Origin of the sequence: Agrobacterium rosae (assembly GCF_002915175.1) — a bacterium.
GTDB classification, from domain to species: Bacteria; Pseudomonadota; Alphaproteobacteria; order Rhizobiales; family Rhizobiaceae; genus Agrobacterium; species Agrobacterium rosae.
Map to the genome: position 1 here is coordinate 213,351 of NZ_NXEJ01000013.1, position 21,792 is coordinate 235,142.

Genomic DNA, 21,792 nt, shown 5'->3' on the forward strand with positions numbered 1-21,792 from the left:
TTGGCTTGAAAGCAACCGCTCAGCCCAACAGTTACACTGGACATCGAACTGGGTATTGAACGATCGTGCAAGCACGACTGGTTCCTGTAGAAGGGTTGCGGAAAAGGCTTCAGATCGCGGAAACATTTTCCAGAGCGGAACGTCGTAATTCATTGATAAGGACGACCTTCCCCTGCATGCTTCCCCGCCCTGCCCTGTCATGGGCAGCGGAGGCCTCAGCCATTGGGAACGTACTGTCGATCACCACCCGGATCGTGCCGTCATCGAGCAGACGACCCGCCTGTGCCAATTGTGCACCATTGGAGCGCACCTGAGCCGTTGATACGACAATGCCGCGTCGTTGGGCCTCTTCATGGCCGGAGAAGCCGAGCGGATTGACCAGATAGAGCGCGCCACCTTTCTTGATGACATTCAGGAAGCGCTCCATGTTCGAGCCACCAACCGCGTCGATCACCAAATCGACATCCCGCATGACCCTCTCGGCTGACTGCTTCGTATAGTCGATGAACTCGTCTGCTCCGAGATCGGCAAGAAGCGTCTCGTGCCTTCCGGAAGCAACAGCAATGACTTGGGCGCCCTTCCATTTCGCCAACTGAACCATCAGGTGTCCTACCCCACCGGCAGCGCCATTCACGATTACGGTCTTGCCATCGAGCCCTACTGGTGAATGGTTGAAGCTCTGGAACGGGTTCGGCTCATCGTGGCCAAGCTCTACGAGAAACTGCCATGCCGTCAGCAGCGACATTGGAGCGGCGGCGGCATGCACATGATCGACACTTTTAGGTTTCAGTGCGAGATCCGAGGCCGGGACTTTTACATAGTCGGCATAGGCATTGCTGCCGGTCATGAGGTCGTGGGGGAAACGCATCATGCCATAGACCTCGTCACCGACGCCGAATGCTTGGACATCCTCCCCGACTGCGCTGACGACACCGGAGATGTCTGTTCCCAAGATCAATGGAAAGACAGGGTTGGGTCGCCACTCCGGCGGAAGCGCACGGTAGCCGTCCCGCAAATAAAGATCAGGGGGATTGAGACTTGCCGCATGCACCCGGACAAGGACCTCGCCCTGTTTGGCAACAGGCCGCGGAGCCTCTTCGTAACGCAGGACCTCTGGGCCACCAAATTCGTGCAGGCGCACTGCTTTCATCATCTCGGTCATATCAAACTCTTTCAAATTGAGATTTCGCTGACCAGATGTACGTGCATCCTTCGAGATTGATAATGTCGCTCAATTTCGCTTTACTAGTGCCATGAAGGAACAAATTGGAGTCGAAAGGCTGACCGGCTTGATCGCCTTTGCGCGCGCCGGATCGCTGGGCAGCTATACGGCGGCAGCGCGGTCGCTTGCCATCTCGCCATCAGCGGTCAGTAAAAGCGTCCAGAGACTGGAAAGCCACCTGGGCGTTTCGCTGTTCACCCGAACGACGCGATCTCTCACTCTCACCACTGAAGGCCGTGACCTGCATGAACGCGCACTGCGGCTGCTACGGGATGCCGAGGACATCGAGCAGGCCGCAAAGTCCGTGCGTTCCGAACCGGCGGGAACCTTGCGCATTGCGGCTTCACTTCCGATTGGCCTGCATGTCATTTCACCTTTGCTGCCTAGGTTTCGCGCACGTCATCCAAAGGTTTCGATCGATCTCAGACTGAATGATCAGAGGGTGGACCTTATCGAAGAGGGTATAGATCTGGCTGTTCGCATCGGCGACCTTCCCGACTCCCGGCTTCTATCACGGAAACTTTCTCCGCATCTGCTTTGCTGCTACGCCTCCCCGGAGTATCTGGCAGCCTATGGCACGCCAACCCACCCCGATCATCTGCAGCAGCACCAGACGGTCAACCTGCGCTACCAGAGCAGTGGTCGATTGTTCCGTTGGCCATTTAAGTTCGGCGAGCGAGACATCGAGATCGTGCCGTCGTCGGCAATCATCGTCGATGCGAGCGAGGCTGTCATAACAACGATCGCAGCGGGAGCGGGAATAGGAATGGCGACGAGCTTCATGGCCGCGCCATGGGTGGACCGTGGTCAACTGGTCCCTGTCCTATCCGATTTCTCTGTCGAACGTCACAACATCACAGCCGTCTGGCCGGAAAGCCGCCGGACCAACCCCGCTGTGAGAGCCTTCCTGAGCATCTTGATGGAGAGTTTTGGTAAAAGGGAGGGATAAGCAAGATCAGTTTCAGTTCCTCGTCTGCCGTCAACAGGCTCGTTGACTTGGAAGAGATGAGCCACCATTTGTGTGACATGCCGAAGTGTGAAAAAGATGAGAGCGAACTGGTCAGGACATGGACGCTGACAGCCACCGTAACAATGGGATCGGCCGTTCGGGCGAAAGGCGTTCCTGAGGAAATACAAGCAAGGCTGCCTGCGATCTCTAAAAAGTCGATCTCGCTGGTGGGCGTCGATCTCACACTGGCGATGACAGCCAACGAAAAGACCTAATTCAACGCGGCAGCGGCTATCCGGACTGTGTTCGGTCCACCCCTCTTTCATGAGACGGCTGGTCCCTGCATTCAGGGCAGCGATCGGATTACGCAAATCATGTCCGAGAACGGCGATGAACTGTTCGCGCAGTTCGGCAATCTCACGCTCGCTCTCCAGCAATGCCGCTGTCGCTCTCAACCGTTCCTCAGTGTCGAGATGATAGGCAATGAGTTCTGCAAACAGCTTGAAAGTTCCGAGAACCTGTGGATTTTTCACCTTCGCGGGGTTTGGGTCGATTACACAAAGGGTTCACTGTTTCCTCCCTCAGCACCGAAGACGGTGCCTCAGCTCCGCAGCTTGATCTTGGATTGTGATAGTGACGGTCTGGAGTTGGACTGCATTAATCTTGAACGGAACCAAACGCCCTGTGTTGAATTTTTTAAGACACCCCACAGGAGGCCGTATATGAACAAGGACACGAAAGCTCAGAGAGCAATCGAAGAGACTGACAAAAAGCCAGTTGATGGCCAGGACCACCCCGCCGCCGGCCCTCATGCGAAGAAACATTTGACTGACGAGAGCAAGACACCGGGCACCAGAGCGCTGGCTGATCGCGAAGATGAAAGTGTTTCTCCAGGCGGTGGCTAAACCGTCGTAGGAGCTTTCGCAAGCCAATCGCGCACCACCGCACTCAAATTTGATTGGCATCGAGGGCGGTCCGCCTCCGAAACCCAATCGGCATATTCCTCGGCTTTGCAGAAGGAACTAATACACGCACATACAGTTAGACAGTCTCTACAACTAAAAATTTTATGAGGAGACTTTCCAATGGGCCGTGGCATATTACTCTGGATGCTGGGTATTCCCCTTCCAATCATCATCCTCCTCGCCATTTTTCTAAGATAGGAATGGGGATGTCATTATCTAGCGCCACGGGTGCAATGCCCGTCGAATCATCCCAGACTGCGATGTCGTGGGGTCCCATCATCGGTGGAGCCGTCGCTGCGACAGGTGTCACACTGATACTCCTGCTCCTTGGCTCGGGATTTGGTCTCACCATGGTCTCTCCATGGTCGGGAGAGAGCAGTTCGGCTGCTACTCTGGGTGTGACAGCGGCGATCTGGCTGATCGTCGTTCAATGGCTATCTTCGGCACTTGGCGGATATCTGACTGGGCGACTGCGGACCAAGTGGGCAGCCGTCCATACGGACGAGGTGTTCTTTCGCGACACCGCGCATGGGTTCCTGAGCTGGGCTCTCGCCACCGTTCTGGTCATGGGCTTTCTCGCGTCTTCGCTGACGTCTCTCGCCGGAGCCGGTGCTTCTGCCGTAGGTTCTGCCGCATCGACTGCCACCATGGCGGGAGCCGCATCGGCCGCGTCGTCGACCGACGGTGCTGATCTATCGACTTCGTATTTCACCGACGCACTTCTGCGGCCGGAACGGGTAACGGCAGAAGCGATGACAGACAACGCTGCAGCAGTGTCCGAGGTGTCGCGTATTCTCCTCCACGGAGCCGCAAATGGTGAAGTAGCTGAACCCGATCGTGCATACGTCGCCAGCATCGTTTCGGCAAGAACAGGTCTGAATGAGGCGGACGCTCGTGCGCGTGTCGATACAGTGCTCGGCCAGATCGAAGCGGCCAAGGTGAAGGCGCAGGAAGCAGCCGATACCGCACGCAAGGCAGCGGCAACCACCGCTCTCGTCGGTGCAATCTCATTGCTGGTTGGAGCGTTTATTGCTTCGGCCGCGGCAGCACTTGTCGGCAAGCAGCGTGACGACGAAGAAGACCTATTGATCTCACGCGGTTAATCAATGTCCGACAACCTATGGGGTGCCACTGGCACCCCATTGCTTTTTCGAACGTCTATGAACCGTTCGATCCGGTCCGCGAAGCGGTCAGTGGTTTTGTTAAGCCGTCAGGTCGTGAAGATCGGTCGTTATCGCCGGAACGACTGAAAACTCTGAAAACCGGACATCCAGCCCACCGCGCTCCGGTGTGCATGCTGTCAGCCCGACGAGGTAACGAGACACCTCTGGAAACGGGGCAAGACGCAGCAATGGCCACATTCTACCGTCGACCGCTCTTGGCAGCGGAAGGAGACATTGAGATGCGAAACCAGTCGGCCCGCATCCCATAATCGCTGAATGCGCATCACCAACTCTTTTGCAAAAGTTCGCCTGATGGAGCGCAGGCGTAGAAACCTGCTGTGGGTCCATATGCGTGGCTCGTTGCTAGAGCGAATGCAGGACGCGCGCCATCTTCGGGTGAGTGCCCCGCTCCGTTGCCCGTCATATCAGTCGATGTGAGGCCGGGGTCCACCGCATTGACTTTGATCCCCTCCCGATCCAGCTCCTTCGCGAGCTTTACGGTCAACATGTTCAGCGCAGTCTTGGAGGCGCAGTATCCGCCAAAACCGACCGTCCATGTTTCGCTGCGCATGTCCAGGGCGTCTGTCAGCGAACTCAGTCCGCTGCTCATCATGACAATCCGGGCCGCTGTCGATTTGCGCAACAACGGCAAGAAGGCTTGAGTGACGCGCATTACCCCGAATACGTTGGTGTTGAACATCTGCTGCATCTCATCGATTGACTCCTCGGCAAGAGAGGGAGGCGGACCGAACATGAGCCCGGCATTGTTGACCAAAACGTCGAGACGCCCCACCTCCCTCTCGACGGTTTTGGCGGCGTTGGAAACGCTCGCATCGTCTGTGACATCGAGTTGCAATGTACGGGCGTCGATCCCGTCTCCTCGCAGTTCGCCAGCTGCTAACTCCCCCCGTGAGATATCTCGGCAACCCAGCCAGACCGTGTGTCCGGCTGCGCCAAGCTGCCGCGCGATGGCGAACCCAATTCCCTTGTTTGCTCCCGTGACGAGCGCATTGGGCGATGTGTGAGTCATAATAAAGTCCCTGACCATTTCGACGCCAGAGACATACTACGAATTTCGTATTATTCAACCTTCGTATTTTGCGATTTGTTGGGTAAGCCTCAGAAATTCGGTTTGGTCAACGGGACCGAGGGCTTGAAGCATTGCTTTGCAGGAGGCTCGGTATCCGTCGACATAGCCTGCAACGGCTTCCTTTCCCTTGTTTGTGATCGTGAGAGCCACTGACCTGCGGTTTGCCTCTGGCCGCTGCCGTTCAATCATCTCCCGACGGACCAGCCGGTCAACCGAAGACGACATTGTCGTCAGAGCGACCTGAAGATGCCGGGCAACATCCCCCAGGTTACAGTCGGGATGCTCCTCGATAAAAAGAAGCGCCTGAATGTCGAGGGGGTTGAGCGAGTTTTGCATGACTGCCGCTGCCTCCGCCACCTTGAAACGACGGGTAAAGCGCTCAAAGGCGGTAGCAAGTTTTTCGATTTGTTCGGGCGTAGGTTCTGTCATTCCAGGTATTAAGCATTTCTGCTCGGAGGACGTAAGCCATATACCCTAGAATATGCATTCCTTGAATTTGTGCGATGACCGCTAATGGCGCTTCTGCGCCATGACGGCCATTGGCGCATCTGTGTCACGAAAGACAAATGGTCCACCCCCGTCTTCAGGCGTCACATGGACATGGCTGCTAGTCGATGTCGGATCGAGGCAGGTTCCGCTTCGATCCGAACGCATGACAACGCGAGCTTCAATGCAGGACCGAACGGCTGAAAGGCTTGGAGCTCATCCAGCAGCCGGTCCGACATCATGTCTTCCAGTGGGCCAGCCCCCAACTGGCCGAGCGCCTTTTGATGAACCGCTACGTCTGCCCTGTCGATTATGGCCAGCACTCTCGACAGGACCATGTCTTCCGGTTCAGTCGAAAGGCTGGTCGTCCACCACCAGTTGTCAGGGTCCGCCAAGTACGCACATATATACTCATCGACCGTCACAACAGCCTCGCCAGACGCTGCTGTGTCTGGCAACCAGATTGGCTGGCTTTGTATCATAAGGGCCTACAAGTTGTTTGATCGCAGGCGGATAACAGGTCGATTGCGATCTGCATGCGAACTACTTCTGAAATTGCCGATGATCGTAGCCTTACATGTCGGTCAATTGCAATGACTGCTAATGGCGCGAAGTGGAAGACGCATTCCGGCCCAAAGCGGTTATTCAGCATCCCACTTTGGCCAAGCAAAGGGCCAACCTTCACGCCGCCATGTGCAAATCCCATATCTGCATCAGTGCCGTGACGGCTTCGTTGAGATCGGCGCCGTCAGCACCGTCCCGAGCTTCAAATGCAATTCCCATCAGGAAGGTATGAAAGAGGTTCGCCAGCCCCCGAACATTCGTAGTGCTGACAAGCTCTCCCGCATCGACCGCACGCCTGATGCAGGTTTCGATGCCCGCACGATTTCGCATCCGGTCAGCTGCGAGCACATCATCTACGTGACGATTTTCGGGCGCACAGTTGTTGGCCCCCAGGATCATCAAGCATCCTGGCGGGTGCGTCTTGTCGGTTTGCATCCTTGCTGAAAGCCTCAGAGCCGTCTCGATAGCCTCGCGTGGCGGCACTGCCTCATCCTTCAGGCTCGCGGTTACGCGCCCGTAGGAGGATTGGTAGCGCAGAACGACCTCGTCGAAGAGGGCTTCCTTGGACCCGAAGGCCGCATAAAAACTTGCCGGAGAAATGTCTCCCATCGCGGCCTTCAGTTGATTAAGAGAGGTCGGCTCGTAGCCCTGCTCCCAGAATAGGATCATCGCGGCATCCAGTGCCTTCTCTCTGTCAAACGCCCTTGGACGTCCCGTTCGAGCCATATCGTGCCTCCGTAAACTTATTCTGTACTATTCGATCCAGAATCTCTTGCCAAGCCCGTTTGATCCGAATATCTGGATCGCTTGATCCATATATATAGAGGTGCACGAACTCAATGAAAACGACCGGACCTGAAAACGATACCGACCGATTGCCAGTTGCTGGCTTACTCGCACTGGCGATGACTGGCTTTATCTGCATTCTCACAGAGACGCTCCCCGCGGGGCTACTACCGCAGATCACTGAGGGTTTGGGCGTTTCTCCATCACTCGCTGGCCAGATGGTGACTGTCTACGCCCTCGGTTCGCTGCTAGCGGCGATACCTTTGACCATTGCCACGAGCAGTTGGCGGCGCAGGACAGTTCTGCTGTCCACCATCATTGGGTTTCTGATCTTCAACTCTGTCACAGCGATTTCGTCCAACTATACGCTTACCTTGGTCGCACGCTTCTTTGCCGGCGTTGCCGCTGGTCTCGCCTGGAGCCTCTTGGCAGGCTATGCACGACGCATGGTCCCTTCACATAAACAGGGGAAGGCGATGGCGATCGCTATGGTAGGCACGCCGATCGCGCTGTCGCTCGGCGTGCCGATGGGGACATGGCTTGGTGCGCAGGTCGGCTGGCGAACCGCCTTTTGGATAATGTCGATATTGACATTGGTCCTGATCGGCTGGGTCGTAATGAAAGTGCCTGACTATCCGGGCCAGAAGAAGGGCGATCGACTGCCCCTGCTTCGGGTATTTTCAACCCCCGGCGTTCGACCGGTCCTTGCCGTTGTCGTTGCATGGATGCTCGCTCACAACATACTTTACACCTATATCGCACCCTTCGTTCAGTCGGCCGGGATGCAGGACCGTGTCGACCTTGTTCTCCTGGTCTTTGGGTTGGCTGCACTCGTCGGCATCTGGATGGCGGGAAAGCTGGTCGACCGTCACCTGCGCGCAACCGTGCTGGCCAGTCTAGCCGCCTTCGGGCTGGTATCCCTGCTTTTCGGGATTGTTTCGATGTCACCTTGGGTCATTTATGGTGGCGTTGCCATCTGGGGCCTGACATTCGGCGGGGCCGCAACGCTGTTGCAAACCGCCTTGGCAGACACCGCGGGTGATGGTGCAGACGTTGCACTGTCGATGAACGTCGTCGCCTGGAATGGTGCCATCGCAGGTGGCGGAATCATGGGCGGTGTTCTTTTGGATGCGCATGGACCCACGGCGTTTCCCTGGGCACTGACCGTTCTGCTCGTCATCGCCCTTCTGATCACTTGGTCCGGGCGGGTGCGCGGATTTACACCAGGGGCACGTACCTCCAACGCAAAGGTGGGGGGACACTGACGCCTCACGAAGACAAGCATCGGTCCTATCGCTACCGCGGTGGGGCCAAAACATGACCGTGACCGATATGTGGAGCCATGTCTCCTATTGGCGCAATGCGGAAGACGACGGTTCGCGCAATCCGGCCATGAACTTCGCAGTTTCGAGACGACCTTTGGCACCTGGTCAATTTACGAAGACCTACAGAGGGTTCAGCTTTTCCGGACCTAAGGGCATTACACGATCCGGTAATGTTGAACAGGGGGCTGCATCAGCTCTATGGTGATCCCATCCGGGCCAGAGATGTACGCAACCATTGTTCCGCATCGGGGGCCGGCTGGTATCGGCTGCGGCGAACCCTTCACGGCCCACCCCGCCCTCTCAACCCGCGCGATCGCCGTACGGATATCCCTAACCGTGAAGGCGATGTGCGCGGTGCCGATCGCACCCGCGCTCCGAGGTGTCTGGCCCAGCGTACGGCCTGTCGAATATTCGAGAAGCTCCACAGGGTAGCCGTTTGGAGCTGTTACCAGCGCCATTCGGCAGCGCGGATCGTCAACCCCCGTGGCCTCCCGTAGAAACTCTCCACCCATCTCTCCTCGGCGAGCAAGGTCGAAGCCCATCGCCTCAGTCCAGAACTGGATCGCATCCTCCAACGAGGCGACCGAGAATCCCGTGTGGTCCACAGCTATCACGCCGGCATCTTCGGCCATTTCTAATCCTTACATATCGAGCAGTTACGTCTGCCCGATCTCACGACGGCTCAATACACTTACGATCTTACTTTCGTCTCTCGACATCGTTGGGAGCAAAACTTCACGTTTTCCCAAGTCTTCTCCCACTTCTTTCTCCATGAGAATGGCCTGCTACAGACCGGACAGATCTTAGTAGGCAGGTCCGACTTCTCACGACGCTTCGGCATCCGTTACTCCAGACAGTTTCCACCGATGACGAGACCTTGCCGTGCATGGCCAACTCAAGCCGACGGTAACGTGCGCGCGGTCAGCTTGTTTCCATCCGGATCACGGAGATAGGCGACAAATGAGCCGTTCGGACGCTCTGACGGCGGTGTCTCGATCGACGTTCCTCCGTGGCTTGTCCCGGCGTCGTGCCATGCTTTCACATGCTCCGGGCTTGGAGCGACAAGACCGATCGTTCCACCGTTGGCGACCGTCGCTGGTTTTCCATCAATCGGTGTTGTTATCATTAGGCGGCTTCCGCCATGTATGTAGACAATCCTCCCTCTGGCATCGATTTCACCGGGGACGCCGCCAAGAGCAGCGAAGGTGGCGTCGTAGAAAGCTTTCGATCTATCCAGATCATTGCTGCCAATCATTACGTGAGTAAACATCGTCCAGTCCTGTGCTTATTGAGGGACGCAAGGCCCGAACTTAACAGCAAAGGAACGGCGAGTCTCGTAGTAGCAGGCCCGAAATCCTTGAAGTCCCAACACGAAATGATGACAGTTGTCGGCTACCCTACCTTCTGGACTTGCTTTCGGGGTCGATTTAAAAGGTGAAAAAAACCTGTGCTCGAAGGCGTCTGTATGGATATCAAGCAAGACCAAGTTACCGCAGACGAACTCAAACGATCCCTAGCCGCCGCTGGTCCGTTCGTTGCCATGGTCAATGCGACGCGGACGCCGATGGTCGTCACCAATCCAAGGCTTACGGACAACCCCATCGTATACGCCAACGCCGCATTCATCGCGATGAGCGGATACGCCGAAAACGAGATTGTTGGCCAGAATTGTCGCTTTCTGCAGGGTGAGGCGACAGACCCGGCATCCGTTGACCGCCTGAGGACTGCCATCGCCGCAAACGAAGAAATCGAAGTCGATCTTCTCAACTATCGCAAAGACGGAAGCAGCTTCTGGAACAGGTTGCTTGTCTCTCCTGTCTTCGAAGACGGGTGCGTCACTTACTTCGTTGCCTCTCAACAGGATGTGACACTCGAGCTTGAGGAACTGGCAGCGATCGAGCGGCGCAAAGCCGACCTCGAGCGAGAAGTCGCGGAGCGCACGGCCGAACTTGACGCGAGCGAACAAAGTCTACGCCTGGCACTTGAGGCGGGAAAACTCGGCATCTGGACCATTGACCTCCATACAGGAGAACTGACCGCCTCGGCAGAATGCAAATCCATATGTGGTCGAACACCCAACGAATCCCTTACACTGGACGACCTGCGGGAAACGATCCATCCCGAGGATCGCCTTCTACAGATCGAGGCGATCGATCAAGCTGTGAAAGACAGATGCCTCCTTGAAGCCGAGTATCGACTGGTCACGCCTGCCGGGGAGCTCAAATGGGTTCAGATCAGGGGCCAGGCGAGTTACGCACCAGACGGCACGCCGTTATCCATCACAGGCATCACACAGGATATCACCTTGAGACGGCAGGCGCAGGGTCACCGCGCCCTTTTGGCTCGAGAGCTCAGCCACCGTCTGAAGAACACGCTCGCGTCGCTGCAGGCGATCGTTTCGCAGACGATCAGGCGAGCCGCCTCCCTGGACGACGCCGGAGCGACCTTGGCGGCGAGAATACATGCGATGGCCACTGCAAACGATCTTCTCGTCAATGAGGATTTCGGCAAAGCATCACTGCGGACGCTCGTCAGGCGCACGCTCGCCCCGTTTGGCGTTGAGGACAAGGCGCGGTTTTCTATCATTGGAGCAGAGGTCGAGTTGCCATCCAATCTCACGGCAGCCTATGCGCTCGTGATGCACGAACTGGCGACAAATGCCACCAAGTACGGTGCCCTGTCGAACGAGAGTGGTGTCGTCGAAATTGAATGGTCGATCGACACGAACGCCACAGGCCGTGAGCTAGCGCTGAGTTGGCGAGAACGTGGTGGGCCGCCCGTCGTTGCACCAGCTCGGACAAGCTTCGGGACGCAGCTGATTCAGCGCCTCCTAGCGAGCGAGGCAGGCGGTGTGGCGACCGTATCATATGATCCTTCCGGCTTGTCGTTCGTAGCGAAAGTGCCACTGGACTGAGCAAAACAAGTGAGACCTGTTAAAATCACCGGATAATCTGCTTCGGTATAAGAGACGGAATTCAACTGTCTCGTGCTCCACAGACTCGGTGTTTTATCAATCGGCTGTCGAGAATGGATCGAACTTGATGACGTCGCGTTGTGTCTGCGAAGAGGTCGAAAGGATCCACCGCATGTCCGACGAAAACACACCCTACGCTCTCGTGGTCGATGATGATGGCCTCATCAGAATGGACGGGGTGGATATCTTAGAAGACGCTGGCTTCAGGGTGCTGGAAGCGGCGAACGCTGAGGAGGCATTGTTGGTCCTCCATAAACACGGCGAGGACATCCAGCTTCTGTTTACGGACGTGCAGATGCCGCCCGGCGAGCTGAACGGCTTCCACCTAGCCCGGCAATGCTATGCATCCTGGCCGCACATAGGGATAATCGTCGCCTCAGGTATGATCGAACCAAGCGAGGGCGACATGCCAAAAGAGGCCAGATTTGTGAAAAAGCCATTCAGCGCGGATGTCGTATACGATCATCTTCAGGATTTGCTACCAAACGGAAAGAAGCCCGAGCCTTTGAAGCAGCGGGCTATCCCCTCAAGCTGAATTGATCCCATTGACCTAGGAAAGGTTAGGCGGCCGGCAAGCCGGGTTCGACACCCGTCATTGACACCGATACGTCCCAGAGCCGCGTTGCGAGCGCAGCGCTTTCTGCGTCTGCAGCCCTCTTCGCCTCGCCTACGGCTCCCCGCATTTCACCAAAGCCTGTTGGACCGTAATAGCCGCCGGGCTTGACCTTGCCAGTTGCGGCCAAGAGCGCTGGCCACGCACCCTTGTCGGCACTGTTGAGCAGCAAACCGACGATCGGGCCTGCATACTGCACAATCCCCATATGGCGACCAAGGCTCGTATTGGCGACGCCAGGATGAACGCCGATGGCGGTGACAGGTGATCCTGCCGCGCGCAGGCGGCGATCCAGTTCGAAGAAGAACAGTGCATTCGCCAGCTTACTCGCGGCGTAGCGATCGTACTTGCCGTAGCTCCTGTCGGCATTGAGGTCATCCCAATCGATCTTGCCCTTGAGGTGCGCGATGCTCGATGTCACCACAACTCTTGACCCAGTCGTTTCCGCAAGCTTTGGCAAGAGCAGAGATGTGAGTGCGAACACACCGAGATGATTGACGCCGAACTGAGACTCAAAGCCTTGCTTCGTACGGGTCAGCGGAGGATTCATGATCCCTGCATTGTTGATCAGCGCATCGATCCGCTGCTCTTTCGCAGCAATTTCGGCTGCACCGCGGACACTGTCGAGATCACCGAGATCAAGGGGCAGCCAGACAAGGTCGGCGGTCGGCGTAATCCGCTTGATCCGGTCGATGGCATCCTGCGCCCTGCCCTGCTCACGGCAGCCGAGAAGGACGCGCGCTCCCCTGCTTGCGAGCACACGAGCGATTTCGAAGCCGACACCCGCATTGGCACCCGTGACGATGAAGCTCTTGTCTGCCTGGTTGGCTACGTCGGCTTCGGTAAAACCTTTACTGTGAGACATTTGCGATCCTTTATTGAGTAATTACATACTCATTTATGAGTTAAAGGTTTAGGCGGCTGAACCCTTCCAGAACAGGTCGAACCCCGCCTGGCGGATGGCGTCGCTGTCTTTCGGCTTGGCTGTGACAGCATTGATGGTGCTGTCGGCCAGATCGATGAGAATGGTATCGATATAGAAGTTGATCCTGTCTGGCGCAGCATGATCAGAGAGGCATCCCTCTACCATCGTCCGCGCATCCCGTAGCATGGCATGGCAGCGGTTGCGGCTGTCTGCGGTGATGCGATCCGAAACCTTCAACTGGCGAAGAGCCTTGCGGGAAGCCTCGTGAGCAAGACCCCAGTCGATCAGTCGGTTCCAGACGATACAGAGCCGGTCCCTGGCAGAGACATCTATCGGATAGGGTGCCAGCATCGTCTTGATGAAGCTGGCCTCGATATCCAGAAAAAGTTCGTTGAGAAGATCGTCCTTGGTCGGGAAATAGGTGAAAAGCGTTCCTTCAGAGACGCCAGCAGCCTTCGCGATCTTGGATGTCGGCGCGCCCGTGCCCATGTTGGCAACGAACTCGGCGGCGGCATCGAGCAGTGCCTGTCGTTTTTCTTCACTGAGGGGACGCGCCATTTTTACATCTAACTTTATTGAGTGAGTAGTTACTCAATCATATAGTTGCAACCGAAATTCGGGTCAATGCGGATGCGGGGAATATGTCGGGCTGTTGCTTGGGAAGCTCGAATTGCTGAACAAGATCGAACCTGTTGCCAACCGGATCCGTCATGGTGGTGTAGCGAACCTGAGGAAGCTCGAACTTTTCAACGATCTTTGCCCCGAGGGCAACCAGTCGATCCGTCTCATCATCGAGATCTCTGGTCGAAAAATCGGCATGGACGCGGTTGCGCTGCGTGGGCAGCTCCGCGATCTTCTGGAACAAGACAAGCGGTGTTGAATCCGTGCGTAACAGCACGACATTGTCGCCGTAGTCGCCGCCGATCGGAATGTTCAGAACCTGTGACCACCAGGTGGCCAGTGTTTTTGGATTTTCGCAGTCGAATGTGATGGCGTGGAGTTTCATGAGTGTGTCCTTCCGGATTGTTGATTGATTTCCGTCGCCACGGCGTGATGCTCGGCACGCCGTGGCGTATCGTATTTCTGCTGTGTGAGAACCAAGGCCCTATCGTGCGCTGTCGATGATCATGCCGCCATCGGGAGCGAGGCTGTAACCGGTGATGAACTTCGCATCACTGCTGGCAAGAAAAAGGACGGCAGGCGCGATGTCGTCTTCAGGTGAACCGAAACGGGAAAGTGCATTGGGCGGTGGCGGTGCCTTGGCCTCTGCCGCGCCCCAGGTATCGGCCACCGGCAGCACATTGTTGACAGTGATGTTGTCCGGGCCCCATTCCTTCGCGGCGGTTCGCGTCAGTGCCCTCACCGCTTCCTTGGCCATGCCGTAGGGACCATAGGGCAGAATCGTGACGACGCCCGCAGCCGAGCCGAAATTGATGACACGACCGTGGCCGCTGGCCTTCAGATGCGGGTAGCACGCCTGCATCGTTCGCAGATAGGCGATGGGACCCATGTCGAAATTGCGCTGCAACTGTTCGACGGACAGATCGATGATGGAAGACATGACTGCGGACGGGTCAAAAGCGTTGTTGACCAGGATGTCGATACGGCCCCACGTGTCTACGACCTTATCGACTGCAGCAGTAATCTGGTTCGCGTCGCCGAGATCACACGGCACGCCGATCGCTGTCCCGCCTGCGGCTTCGATGTCGGCAACGACTGCCTCGATATTGGCTGGCGTGATCGAGACAACCGCGACCTTCGCGCCCTCTGCTGCGAACAGCTTGGCGGTGGCCCGGCCTATGCCGCGGCCAGCACCTGTGACAAAAGCAACTTTTCCATCAAGACGACCCATGATTTTCTCCATTTCTCAGTTTGATTGTTGATGTGTTTGTCAAAAACCCAGAGCCTGCAGATAGGCAGACGGGACGCCGCGGGCGGCGTTCTGGGTGAGGAAAGAGGCCAAGAGCAAGACAAACCCGATGGCGGCAGGCATTGCACCTGCAGGTTTGCGAGCGCCCAGATGCGCCATCCCAGACAACAGGAGGTGGTAAAAGATGCCGGCATAGGCCAGATCGCTCAGTGCCACATTGAATCGCGTCAGAATCGTGAGTGGGCCGAGGATTTTGACCACGATCATGAACGGCACAAGATTACCCGCGGAATATCCAAGATCGACGAGTGCCTTCGTGACGAAATCCCGCTTCGTCAGATACATGAAGGCCGAGCCAAGATAGAGTAACGACAACAGTGCCGTGCTGATCCAATAGGTATATGTTGCAGTCATGCAGAAACCGTGCCGCTGCCAGGCAGCGCCTTTCTTGAAACGACGAATAAAGAGCTTTTTTCGCGCTCTTCTGATGCATTACTGCAAGTTGTCGTCTATGATCGTTTTGTGCAAGTAGGATGAATTAAGACACCCTAGTATGGAAATACATACCGTGACCGACGAAACGCCAACGATGCAAGACGAGATGCGCCGTGCCTTCAGCATGCTTTCTGGGAAATGGAAGCTTGAAATCATGTGGCTGCTCAACGAGCGGGTCTACCGCTTCGGAGAGCTTCGGAAAGCCATACCTGGCATCACACAGCACATGCTGACCGCCCAGCTGAGAGAACTGGAAGCGGACGGGTTAATATCGCGAACCATATTTGCTGAGGTGCCGCCGCGGGTCGAGTACGAGATGACACAGAAGGCGCGCGGGCTTGGCCCCACGATGGAGGCGTTGGCGGCATGGTGGAGTGAGTATGGCTCGACTGTTCCGGTCAAATCGTCAACGAGGGGTCGAAAGCCGACGGCATGATTGATCGTAGCCCACATCCGGCTGCCTCAGTCCCGCCTGGCGCGTCCAGAGGATAAAGGAGAACTGAGGGTTGGCATGGATCAGCGCCCCGCCAAGGTCTCCGGTAAAAAAGTATTTGCTTGCCCGTCGACCGGGTGATCGTCACCGATTGACGCATAACCTCGGCGACGTAGCTCACCGAAGATGCGCTCCGGGCCGTCGGCTCGCTTCACGCGGTGGCGCTTTCCACGCCACGTAATTGTCGCTGGTGGATAGTCTGGCATCATTGCGATTGCTTGGATCTGCTCCGATCGTTCGAACAGCCGCACGGGTCTGCGCCAATGCCCCACCCAGCTCTCGGCAACGTTTTCGGCAACTGCTGAGACCTGCTGCACGCTGCGCTCGGGCACATCCGGTGCCACGGGTGCCACGCGGTAGACGCGCTGGCCGCCGCGATTACTGAAGATGTCGATCAAAGGTGTCAGGTCGGTTATCTCCTCTTCTACGAGAGACGACGACTTCTGCTCCTCCTGCAGCGGTTCCGCCGACACGGCAACGAGAACGAGTTTCTCGATCCCAAAACCGGGATCGATCTGCTCGGTGCGATCCTTGAATAGTTTCGTAAGCCACGTGACGTCGCGTGCCGGCTTTGCCGTCCCTGCACGGATCGCCTGGAGGGTGCTGTCGACGCGATGCACGATGAGATCAGTCCGGCGAGCGCCGAGCCCGCGTTTCTCCAGTTCGGCGACGAGTTGGACTACGAGCCGACCGACATACTTGTTGCGATGCGCAAGCTACCCGCAACCGTCCGCGCGAGGGTCAGGTTCGCGCAATCCCACTAATTTAGCATAATTTTGAAGCTTGAGGTTGCTGTGACAAAAGATCAACTCGAATATCCCGAAGAACTGAAACTCATGGCTTGGGTCATTGTTGCAAAGCATCTGACGCGCGGCGAGAAGGATATTACAAAAATAGTCGCCGATGCCATTTGGCAAGAACGCCAACGTTGGGTGGAAAGCCGTTAATGAAGTCAAAACTCGGCATATCTCAATAGAAATCAAAATTTATCTGATTCAGATGTAATTTCTGGCCTTTCGACAGCTATTAAACTGCAGAANTGTAATTTCTGGCCTTTCGACATCTATTAAACTGCAGAATTGCCATTAAATTCTCCAGATTTTGGTTACAAGGAATTTACCACTAGATAAAATCCTTCTAGAAATTCAGATTCGTTTAATAATAGCCCAGAAATATTATGAGATAGAAGTATTCTCGTAATGAAAGAGGGTTAAAGTGCCAGCAAGTCCTAAGCGTCCCATAGCAAAACAGTTATCAAACTCCTTTTTCCGCAACATGCAATGTTCTAGCGGTAATTTCGGCGTACTGTCTGCTCTCGTGTTTCCCATTCTCATTGCGACAGCAGGGGGCGCTGTCGACATCTACGGCGCATTCACCGAGAAGGCCCATCTCCAGGAAAAGCTGGATTCCGGTGTTTTAGCGGCAGCCGTTGAATCGACCCCTTCTGGTCAGAGATTACAAATAGAGAACTTTTTAGCCGACTTAGCGGGCAATGATGGCGAAGCGGTTGATTTTCAAAAGACACTCTCCGTCATCAGCAATACAGATGGCAGCGTAACGGGAACTTTTAACGCGCAGTTTGTGCCTTCCTTCCTGTCCCTCGTCGGCATTGATCTTTTACCGATCTCCGTATCCTCAACAGCCATAGCCCCGAAATCCAAAGCCCCGAGCACCTGCATTTACGTTCTTGGAAATACAAACCAAGCGGTCTTGGTCAATTCTGGAGCGGCCGTCAAAGCACCGAGCTGCGGCGTTGACGTTAGTTCGGTCAGCAATCCTGCATTTATCATGAACAGTGGCTCCACTATCGAAACCGCCCGGTTCTGCGTTAAGGGAAGGCAGTACATCAAGAACGGCGGCACGCTCTCCAATCTCCAGGTTGGATGCGATGCAGCTTCTGATCCGTACATTGGGAAGATGATCGAGCCAAAAGTTCCATCAAGTTGCACCACAAGCGGCACCAAAGACGGAGCAACTGTATCTTTAAAGCCAGGCCTGCATTGCGATGTGACCTTCAACGGTAGTCCGACCATCACATTCGAACCGGGGCTACACGTCGTTAAAGGACGTATGATCATAAACAGCGATGCCAAGGTGAAGGCGGAAGGCGTGACATTCTATTTTCCTGACGTAGACAGTGAGATACGCGCGAATGGAGGCTTGTCCTTCACCGCTTCCGCACCTGCGTCTGGCACTTACAAAGGTATCTTGATGTTTGAGAAGACCAGTGGTGCCTCTCCTGGTACGAACACCCGCCAGTATATTTTCAACGGTTCGAAGGGCGAAACGCTCGACGGCGTCATCTACCTTCCGAACCGGGACGTCACGTACAATTCGACGACCAATCAGGCGAACAAAATCTCGCTTGTCGTCAACACCATGATCATCAACTCGGCAAACTGGGCGCTGGAGCCGTACGACGGCGGAGGAACAAGCGCAAAGGGTGTTGTTAGACTTGTCAAATAAAGGCGGCCGAGAAAATGATTTCTGCTGGCCCCTTACGGATAGGAATGCGGGGCGCTGGGGATGTAAGGTTACGTCGAGCGCCACTCAGGACCTCTGCCCTCAAGGGTATTCAGCCGACTGGATAACAATCGAGAGAATACCCTTGCGGGCATAGGGAGGATCTAGCTCTCCAAATCACCCATCGAAAATTCAGTGTGCCGCACGTACCGGTCGACCTAAATGGCGTAGCCGGGACGTTTCCGTGTCAGCTCACGCCCAATGCGGGCGATACTGTGAGTGCCGCAGGTCAAGCTTGCTTGAGCGCCTACGTCTCACTAGACACGTCCATGCCGTAGGGACCGAAAAACAGAATTGCTCGTCGTGATGACCAATCAACGCGGCCGATGTTTTGCTGAATTATCTTGGCATTGCCATTCAATGGATAGCTCGACCAGAATGAAACTCCTTACGCGTTTCAAGCGCAGCGCAATGTGCTTGTTTTTGATCCATGAAAATCAGGCGATCAAAATGAGGTTCGATATCGAGAGCTATCGTCGCAGAACCACGTCTGGTTTCCACCCTCTCAGCAACAGGTTCTTCGAAGAAGTTACCAGCTTTCGCTTTAATTCTGACGGTCCCTGAGCCTGTGTCTCTGTTGCGAAAGTGTCGCGAGAACTGGAATGGCGCAGATAGAAAGCTTGGATACAGCCCTGCTCTCGCCTTTCGAGCACGATCTGGCGGATCAGGAGGGAGCTCTGTCAAGCATATATCCTAGTCACAACCAAGAACGATGGTGGAAACGACTGCAAAACTGCACTTTTTCATGAGACCACAAGATCCCGGTACCAAGGGGCAGGATGCCCCTCGGCCTGAATTGAGGAAAATACTGACTGATCTGGTTGAGGTTGAGTTATCCGGCAATGGCCAAAATTCCTCAAATCAAAGAAGTCAACTTGACCATATCAGGACGACAATGCTGAATTTTCAGACGCTTCAGTTTTGTCGCTCGTGGGTGCGACCGTAGCACTACTTTTGTTCTTGCCGTTCAGTGCAGCGTGATGAGTTTGGGTTCTAAAATAGGAATAGGTTCCGGCGCTCAGCGCCGGGGGGACCGAACTTAAGCTGTGCCTTTTCGACCAGACAGTCTGCATAAACAGAACGCCGTGCATCCCTGAGCAACGGCGCGGCTGTGCGCGAAGGAGCTGAAGCTTACAAGGTCCGCCCCTCGAACCGTATTGCTTCGTCTGTAAGCTTGAGCCTTCCTACGTTTCTTCGCTACCCCACCGTCCATATTCACTAGCGCCATGAATGTGACCTCACCTGTCTTTCGCTCAGATTAGTCGGTAGATTACGGCGAGTTTGGGATGCCACGCGAATATTATGGTGTCACGGTTGCAAATAAGGTCGCGAATCCTTGCTTTTGCCACAATGATTGATTGCATTCCCGGTAGATTTTGACAGCTGATTGATATTTTATCCAATCCGATCACCGGGGTTCCCCATGACCGACCAGCCATCGTCGTCCGAGTTCATCCAGGCCAGCCGTGTTCTCAAGGTCAGGTCGCCGCTGGGCGAGGATCAATTGCTGCCGGAACGGATGGTTATCAACGAAGGCGTGTCGCAACTGTTCGAGATACAGTTGAATGTCCGCGCCAAAAAGGAATCGGTCAAGCCAGAGGAGCTGATCGGCAGGCTGGTCGATGTCTCGATTGAGGTGAGCCAAGGAGATGGAGAAGGTGGCGGTATTCGTCGCCCGTTCAACGGTCTCGTGACAGACCTACACGAGGGACCGCCGATCACCCGTGGCCTGCGCTCCTACGCAATGACCATCCGCCCGCAAATGTGGCTGCTATCCCGCCGTTCCGATTGCCGCATCTGGATGGATAAGACCTCGGTAGAAATTGCTGAAACCCTGTTTTCAGAACACGGCATTCCAGCCCCGGATACGTCGGGCATCATCAAAACCCCGCCTGCGCAGCATTACAGCGTGCAGTTTAACGAACGGGACCTTGATTATCTTCTGCGCCGTTTCGAGGAGGATGGACTATTTTACTGGTTCAGCCACGAAGACGGCTCTCACAAGCTGCATGTGGCCGATACCGCCAATGGATGGCTTGGACCATCACCCTCAGCGCAGGGTGAAGGCAAAGTGAGACTGGCACAGGGCTCATCGGACCGCAACCATATCAACGACTGGGCCCGACGCTTTTCCTACGTGCCCGGCCAGCGTGCCGGGGCCGACTGGAATTTCGAAACACCCGGCATGGTGCCCAGCAATATGACGCCGTCGCTGGTGCAGATGCCGGATGCGACCAAGCGTGAGCTTTACGAATACCCTGCACGCATCAAGACCGTGGAAGAGGCAGAGCGAGCCCAGAAGCTGCGGGCACAATCCATCGAAGCCGACCATGACCGTGTTTTCGGAGGATCGACGTCCCGCATTCTCGAAGCCGGTCGTCGCTTTACACCATACGAGGTCGCCCATCCCGAACATGAATATGAAGAGCATGTGATCATCAAGGCCAGCCACACCATCGTGGATCGATCCTATGAGACCAACAGCAACGAGCCGGAATACCGCAACGCCTTCGAGGCCATCCCAGCTCGCGTACCCCTCACCCCACATCGCACAACCAAACGCCCCAAGATCGAAGGCACACAGGTCGCCATCGTCGCGGGCCCAGAGGGTGAAGAAATCCACCCAGATCAATATGGCCGCATCAAACTGTGGTTCCCATGGGACCGCAAGGCAAAGAAGGACGGGACGGATACGTGCTGGGTGCGGGTCAGTCAGGCATGGGGTGGAGGCACGTGGGGCGCGCAGGTCATTCCTCGTATCGGCATGGAGGTGATGGTCGCTTTTGTGGATGGTGATCCGGACAAGCCATTGGTGACAGGCGTTGTCAACAACCCGAAAAATTCGGTGCCTTACGATCTGCCGGCCAACAAGACCCGCATGGTGCTGCGTTCCAATACGCATAAGGGCGACGGCTTCAACGAAATCACCTTCGAGGACGAAGCAGGCAAGGAGAACCAGTTCTTCCACGCGCAGAAGGACCAGACGACACGCGTTCTCAACGACCGTACCAAGCGCATCGACCGCCATGAGGTGGCCTCTGTCGGTGGCAATCGTGCCGTCGAAGTCTCAGGCAACCAGAAGCATGAGATCGGCGGATCGGTAAACACGGTCGTCGGTGGCACCGGTCCAATGGCGATGATGGCGATGGCGGGTGTACAGGCGCTATCTGGTCACACCGCCGGACTGTTATCGCAGGCAGCCCAAATCGCGGGTGGTGGTGGACCGGGTGTGGCCGCCTTCGCAACGACGCTCGCTTCTTCCGCCCTCGGCTTCCTCGGCGCAGGCGGCATGTCGTCACGCGAGGGTGTCGTCTCTGGTCCAAGCCCCCGCGCAGATGCGGGTACGGCG

General features: G+C 56.0%; 25 protein-coding genes and 2 pseudogenes. 11 read left to right on the forward strand and 16 right to left on the reverse strand.

What is annotated here, in order from left to right; all coding sequences use genetic code 11:
* Window positions 1-109 precede the first annotated feature (109 nt).
* The gene (locus CPJ18_RS25480; protein ID WP_103660378.1) at window positions 110-1,162 is read right to left on the reverse strand and encodes an NADP-dependent oxidoreductase; all 1,053 of its coding nucleotides are present in this window, start codon (window positions 1,160-1,162) and stop codon (window positions 110-112) included.
* A gap of 91 nt (window positions 1,163-1,253) precedes the next feature.
* Between CPJ18_RS25480 and CPJ18_RS25485 the strand changes: the two genes are divergently transcribed.
* From CPJ18_RS25485 to CPJ18_RS25505, 4 genes are all read left to right on the forward strand, one after another.
* Complete coding sequence (locus CPJ18_RS25485) at window positions 1,254-2,171, forward strand: LysR family transcriptional regulator (protein ID WP_103660379.1); 918 nt, start codon at window positions 1,254-1,256, stop codon at window positions 2,169-2,171.
* A 56-nt stretch (window positions 2,172-2,227) separates the two neighbouring features.
* Complete coding sequence (locus tag CPJ18_RS25490; RefSeq protein ID WP_245445499.1) at window positions 2,228-2,446, forward strand: hypothetical protein; 219 nt, start codon at window positions 2,228-2,230, stop codon at window positions 2,444-2,446.
* A 99-nt stretch (window positions 2,447-2,545) separates the two neighbouring features.
* Entirely contained in the window at window positions 2,546-3,076 is a 531-nt protein-coding gene (locus tag CPJ18_RS27725; RefSeq protein ID WP_425353166.1) for a hypothetical protein, read from the forward strand.
* Window positions 3,077-3,342: 266 nt separating this feature from the next.
* Entirely contained in the window at window positions 3,343-4,239 is an 897-nt protein-coding gene (locus CPJ18_RS25505) for a hypothetical protein (protein WP_103660380.1), read from the forward strand.
* Between the two features lie 99 nt (window positions 4,240-4,338).
* On the opposite strand, the pseudogene CPJ18_RS25510 reads toward CPJ18_RS25505, so the two are convergent.
* The 5 genes and pseudogenes from CPJ18_RS25510 to CPJ18_RS25530 form a co-directional block, all read right to left on the reverse strand.
* Window positions 4,339-4,506 (reverse strand): annotated as a pseudogene (locus CPJ18_RS25510) (DUF1349 domain-containing protein); the annotation flags it as partial.
* Between the two features lie 76 nt (window positions 4,507-4,582).
* The gene (locus CPJ18_RS25515; RefSeq protein ID WP_103660388.1) at window positions 4,583-5,329 is read right to left on the reverse strand and encodes an SDR family oxidoreductase; all 747 of its coding nucleotides are present in this window, start codon (window positions 5,327-5,329) and stop codon (window positions 4,583-4,585) included.
* A 54-nt stretch (window positions 5,330-5,383) separates the two neighbouring features.
* Window positions 5,384-5,818, reverse strand: coding sequence for a MarR family winged helix-turn-helix transcriptional regulator (locus CPJ18_RS25520; RefSeq protein WP_077106608.1), 435 nt, complete (start codon window positions 5,816-5,818; stop codon window positions 5,384-5,386).
* Between the two features lie 161 nt (window positions 5,819-5,979).
* Window positions 5,980-6,270, reverse strand: a complete 291-nt coding sequence (locus CPJ18_RS25525; protein WP_245445500.1) for a hypothetical protein — start codon at window positions 6,268-6,270, stop codon at window positions 5,980-5,982.
* A 286-nt stretch (window positions 6,271-6,556) separates the two neighbouring features.
* Window positions 6,557-7,165 carry a TetR/AcrR family transcriptional regulator gene (locus CPJ18_RS25530; protein ID WP_077104797.1) on the reverse strand — a complete coding sequence of 203 codons (609 nt, stop codon included), beginning with the start codon at window positions 7,163-7,165 and terminating at the stop codon, window positions 6,557-6,559.
* A gap of 113 nt (window positions 7,166-7,278) precedes the next feature.
* Between CPJ18_RS25530 and CPJ18_RS25535 the strand changes: the two genes are divergently transcribed.
* Complete coding sequence (locus CPJ18_RS25535) at window positions 7,279-8,490, forward strand: MFS transporter (RefSeq protein WP_077104795.1); 1,212 nt, start codon at window positions 7,279-7,281, stop codon at window positions 8,488-8,490.
* A 215-nt stretch (window positions 8,491-8,705) separates the two neighbouring features.
* On the opposite strand, the gene CPJ18_RS25540 is transcribed toward CPJ18_RS25535, so the two are convergent.
* Genes CPJ18_RS25540 through CPJ18_RS25550 form a run of 3 tightly spaced genes read right to left on the reverse strand, consistent with a single transcriptional unit; the run spans window position 8,706 to window position 9,820 of the window.
* Window positions 8,706-9,182 carry a VOC family protein gene (locus CPJ18_RS25540; RefSeq protein ID WP_077104748.1) on the reverse strand — a complete coding sequence of 159 codons (477 nt, stop codon included), beginning with the start codon at window positions 9,180-9,182 and terminating at the stop codon, window positions 8,706-8,708.
* 59 nt (window positions 9,183-9,241) lie between these two features.
* Window positions 9,242-9,391: a DUF2256 domain-containing protein gene (locus CPJ18_RS25545; protein ID WP_077104747.1), complete on the reverse strand. Its 150-nt coding sequence runs from the start codon at window positions 9,389-9,391 to the stop codon at window positions 9,242-9,244.
* 54 nt (window positions 9,392-9,445) lie between these two features.
* Window positions 9,446-9,820 carry a VOC family protein gene (locus CPJ18_RS25550; protein WP_077104745.1) on the reverse strand — a complete coding sequence of 125 codons (375 nt, stop codon included), beginning with the start codon at window positions 9,818-9,820 and terminating at the stop codon, window positions 9,446-9,448.
* A 195-nt stretch (window positions 9,821-10,015) separates the two neighbouring features.
* Between CPJ18_RS25550 and CPJ18_RS25555 the strand changes: the two genes are divergently transcribed.
* On the forward strand, window positions 10,016-11,464 hold the full coding sequence (locus CPJ18_RS25555) for a PAS domain-containing protein (protein WP_077104743.1): 1,449 nt from the start codon (window positions 10,016-10,018) through the stop codon (window positions 11,462-11,464).
* Window positions 11,465-11,636: 172 nt separating this feature from the next.
* Complete coding sequence (locus CPJ18_RS25560; protein ID WP_103660389.1) at window positions 11,637-12,059, forward strand: response regulator; 423 nt, start codon at window positions 11,637-11,639, stop codon at window positions 12,057-12,059.
* Window positions 12,060-12,084: 25 nt separating this feature from the next.
* Here the strand turns inward: CPJ18_RS25560 and CPJ18_RS25565 are convergent, their stop codons facing one another.
* The 5 genes from CPJ18_RS25565 to CPJ18_RS25585 form a co-directional block, all read right to left on the reverse strand.
* The gene (locus tag CPJ18_RS25565; protein WP_077104741.1) at window positions 12,085-13,002 is read right to left on the reverse strand and encodes an oxidoreductase; all 918 of its coding nucleotides are present in this window, start codon (window positions 13,000-13,002) and stop codon (window positions 12,085-12,087) included.
* Between the two features lie 48 nt (window positions 13,003-13,050).
* Entirely contained in the window at window positions 13,051-13,620 is a 570-nt protein-coding gene (locus tag CPJ18_RS25570) for a TetR/AcrR family transcriptional regulator (protein WP_077104739.1), read from the reverse strand.
* A gap of 37 nt (window positions 13,621-13,657) precedes the next feature.
* On the reverse strand, window positions 13,658-14,068 hold the full coding sequence (locus tag CPJ18_RS25575) for a VOC family protein (RefSeq protein WP_167397983.1): 411 nt from the start codon (window positions 14,066-14,068) through the stop codon (window positions 13,658-13,660).
* Between the two features lie 99 nt (window positions 14,069-14,167).
* Window positions 14,168-14,914 (reverse strand): SDR family NAD(P)-dependent oxidoreductase, encoded by a 747-nt coding sequence (locus CPJ18_RS25580; RefSeq protein ID WP_103660390.1) that lies wholly within the window; start codon window positions 14,912-14,914, stop codon window positions 14,168-14,170.
* A 39-nt stretch (window positions 14,915-14,953) separates the two neighbouring features.
* Window positions 14,954-15,346, reverse strand: a complete 393-nt coding sequence (locus tag CPJ18_RS25585) for a DoxX family protein (protein WP_077104733.1) — start codon at window positions 15,344-15,346, stop codon at window positions 14,954-14,956.
* Between the two features lie 139 nt (window positions 15,347-15,485).
* On the opposite strand from CPJ18_RS25585, the gene CPJ18_RS25590 reads away from it, so the two are divergent.
* A complete protein-coding gene (locus tag CPJ18_RS25590) occupies window positions 15,486-15,863 on the forward strand; it encodes a winged helix-turn-helix transcriptional regulator (protein WP_103660382.1) in 378 nt (125 codons plus the stop codon).
* Window positions 15,864-15,943: 80 nt separating this feature from the next.
* On the opposite strand, the pseudogene CPJ18_RS25600 reads toward CPJ18_RS25590, so the two are convergent.
* Window positions 15,944-16,624 (reverse strand): annotated as a pseudogene (locus tag CPJ18_RS25600) (DNA polymerase Y family protein); the annotation flags it as partial.
* Between the two features lie 90 nt (window positions 16,625-16,714).
* Between CPJ18_RS25600 and CPJ18_RS26955 the strand changes: the two are divergent.
* Both CPJ18_RS26955 and CPJ18_RS25605 read left to right on the forward strand, forming a co-directional pair.
* On the forward strand, window positions 16,715-16,867 hold the full coding sequence (locus CPJ18_RS26955) for a hypothetical protein (protein ID WP_153367041.1): 153 nt from the start codon (window positions 16,715-16,717) through the stop codon (window positions 16,865-16,867).
* 268 nt (window positions 16,868-17,135) lie between these two features.
* Window positions 17,136-18,386: a TadE/TadG family type IV pilus assembly protein gene (locus CPJ18_RS25605; protein WP_245445501.1), complete on the forward strand. Its 1,251-nt coding sequence runs from the start codon at window positions 17,136-17,138 to the stop codon at window positions 18,384-18,386.
* Between the two features lie 414 nt (window positions 18,387-18,800).
* Here CPJ18_RS25605 and CPJ18_RS26675 read toward each other — a convergent pair whose 3' ends face one another.
* Complete coding sequence (locus tag CPJ18_RS26675) at window positions 18,801-19,127, reverse strand: hypothetical protein (protein WP_143240078.1); 327 nt, start codon at window positions 19,125-19,127, stop codon at window positions 18,801-18,803.
* Window positions 19,128-19,866: 739 nt separating this feature from the next.
* Here CPJ18_RS26675 and tssI point away from each other — a divergent pair.
* On the forward strand, window positions 19,867-21,792 hold a 1,926-nt coding region (tssI, locus tag CPJ18_RS25615), incomplete at its 3' end, for a type VI secretion system tip protein TssI/VgrG (protein WP_103660384.1).

Excerpts from the sequence above, each read along its gene's own strand:
- CPJ18_RS25480 (WP_103660378.1), bottom strand. The coding sequence starts at position 1,162 with ATGACCGAGATGATGAAAGCAGTGCGCCTGCACGAATTTGGTGGCCCA.
- CPJ18_RS25485 (WP_103660379.1), top strand. The coding sequence starts at position 1,254 with ATGAAGGAACAAATTGGAGTCGAAAGGCTGACCGGCTTGATCGCCTTT.
- CPJ18_RS25490 (WP_245445499.1), top strand. The coding sequence starts at position 2,228 with ATGAGCCACCATTTGTGTGACATGCCGAAGTGTGAAAAAGATGAGAGC.
- CPJ18_RS27725 (WP_425353166.1), top strand. The coding sequence starts at position 2,546 with ATGTCCGAGAACGGCGATGAACTGTTCGCGCAGTTCGGCAATCTCACG.
- CPJ18_RS25505 (WP_103660380.1), top strand. The coding sequence starts at position 3,343 with ATGTCATTATCTAGCGCCACGGGTGCAATGCCCGTCGAATCATCCCAG.
- CPJ18_RS25515 (WP_103660388.1), bottom strand. The coding sequence starts at position 5,329 with ATGACTCACACATCGCCCAATGCGCTCGTCACGGGAGCAAACAAGGGA.
- CPJ18_RS25520 (WP_077106608.1), bottom strand. The coding sequence starts at position 5,818 with ATGACAGAACCTACGCCCGAACAAATCGAAAAACTTGCTACCGCCTTT.
- CPJ18_RS25530 (WP_077104797.1), bottom strand. The coding sequence starts at position 7,165 with ATGGCTCGAACGGGACGTCCAAGGGCGTTTGACAGAGAGAAGGCACTG.
- CPJ18_RS25535 (WP_077104795.1), top strand. The coding sequence starts at position 7,279 with ATGAAAACGACCGGACCTGAAAACGATACCGACCGATTGCCAGTTGCT.
- CPJ18_RS25540 (WP_077104748.1), bottom strand. The coding sequence starts at position 9,182 with ATGGCCGAAGATGCCGGCGTGATAGCTGTGGACCACACGGGATTCTCG.
- CPJ18_RS25545 (WP_077104747.1), bottom strand. The coding sequence starts at position 9,391 with ATGCCGAAGCGTCGTGAGAAGTCGGACCTGCCTACTAAGATCTGTCCG.
- CPJ18_RS25550 (WP_077104745.1), bottom strand. The coding sequence starts at position 9,820 with ATGTTTACTCACGTAATGATTGGCAGCAATGATCTGGATAGATCGAAA.
- CPJ18_RS25555 (WP_077104743.1), top strand. The coding sequence starts at position 10,016 with ATGGATATCAAGCAAGACCAAGTTACCGCAGACGAACTCAAACGATCC.
- CPJ18_RS25560 (WP_103660389.1), top strand. The coding sequence starts at position 11,637 with ATGTCCGACGAAAACACACCCTACGCTCTCGTGGTCGATGATGATGGC.
- CPJ18_RS25565 (WP_077104741.1), bottom strand. The coding sequence starts at position 13,002 with ATGTCTCACAGTAAAGGTTTTACCGAAGCCGACGTAGCCAACCAGGCA.
- CPJ18_RS25570 (WP_077104739.1), bottom strand. The coding sequence starts at position 13,620 with ATGGCGCGTCCCCTCAGTGAAGAAAAACGACAGGCACTGCTCGATGCC.
- CPJ18_RS25575 (WP_167397983.1), bottom strand. The coding sequence starts at position 14,068 with ATGAAACTCCACGCCATCACATTCGACTGCGAAAATCCAAAAACACTG.
- CPJ18_RS25580 (WP_103660390.1), bottom strand. The coding sequence starts at position 14,914 with ATGGGTCGTCTTGATGGAAAAGTTGCTTTTGTCACAGGTGCTGGCCGC.
- CPJ18_RS25585 (WP_077104733.1), bottom strand. The coding sequence starts at position 15,346 with ATGACTGCAACATATACCTATTGGATCAGCACGGCACTGTTGTCGTTA.
- CPJ18_RS25590 (WP_103660382.1), top strand. The coding sequence starts at position 15,486 with ATGGAAATACATACCGTGACCGACGAAACGCCAACGATGCAAGACGAG.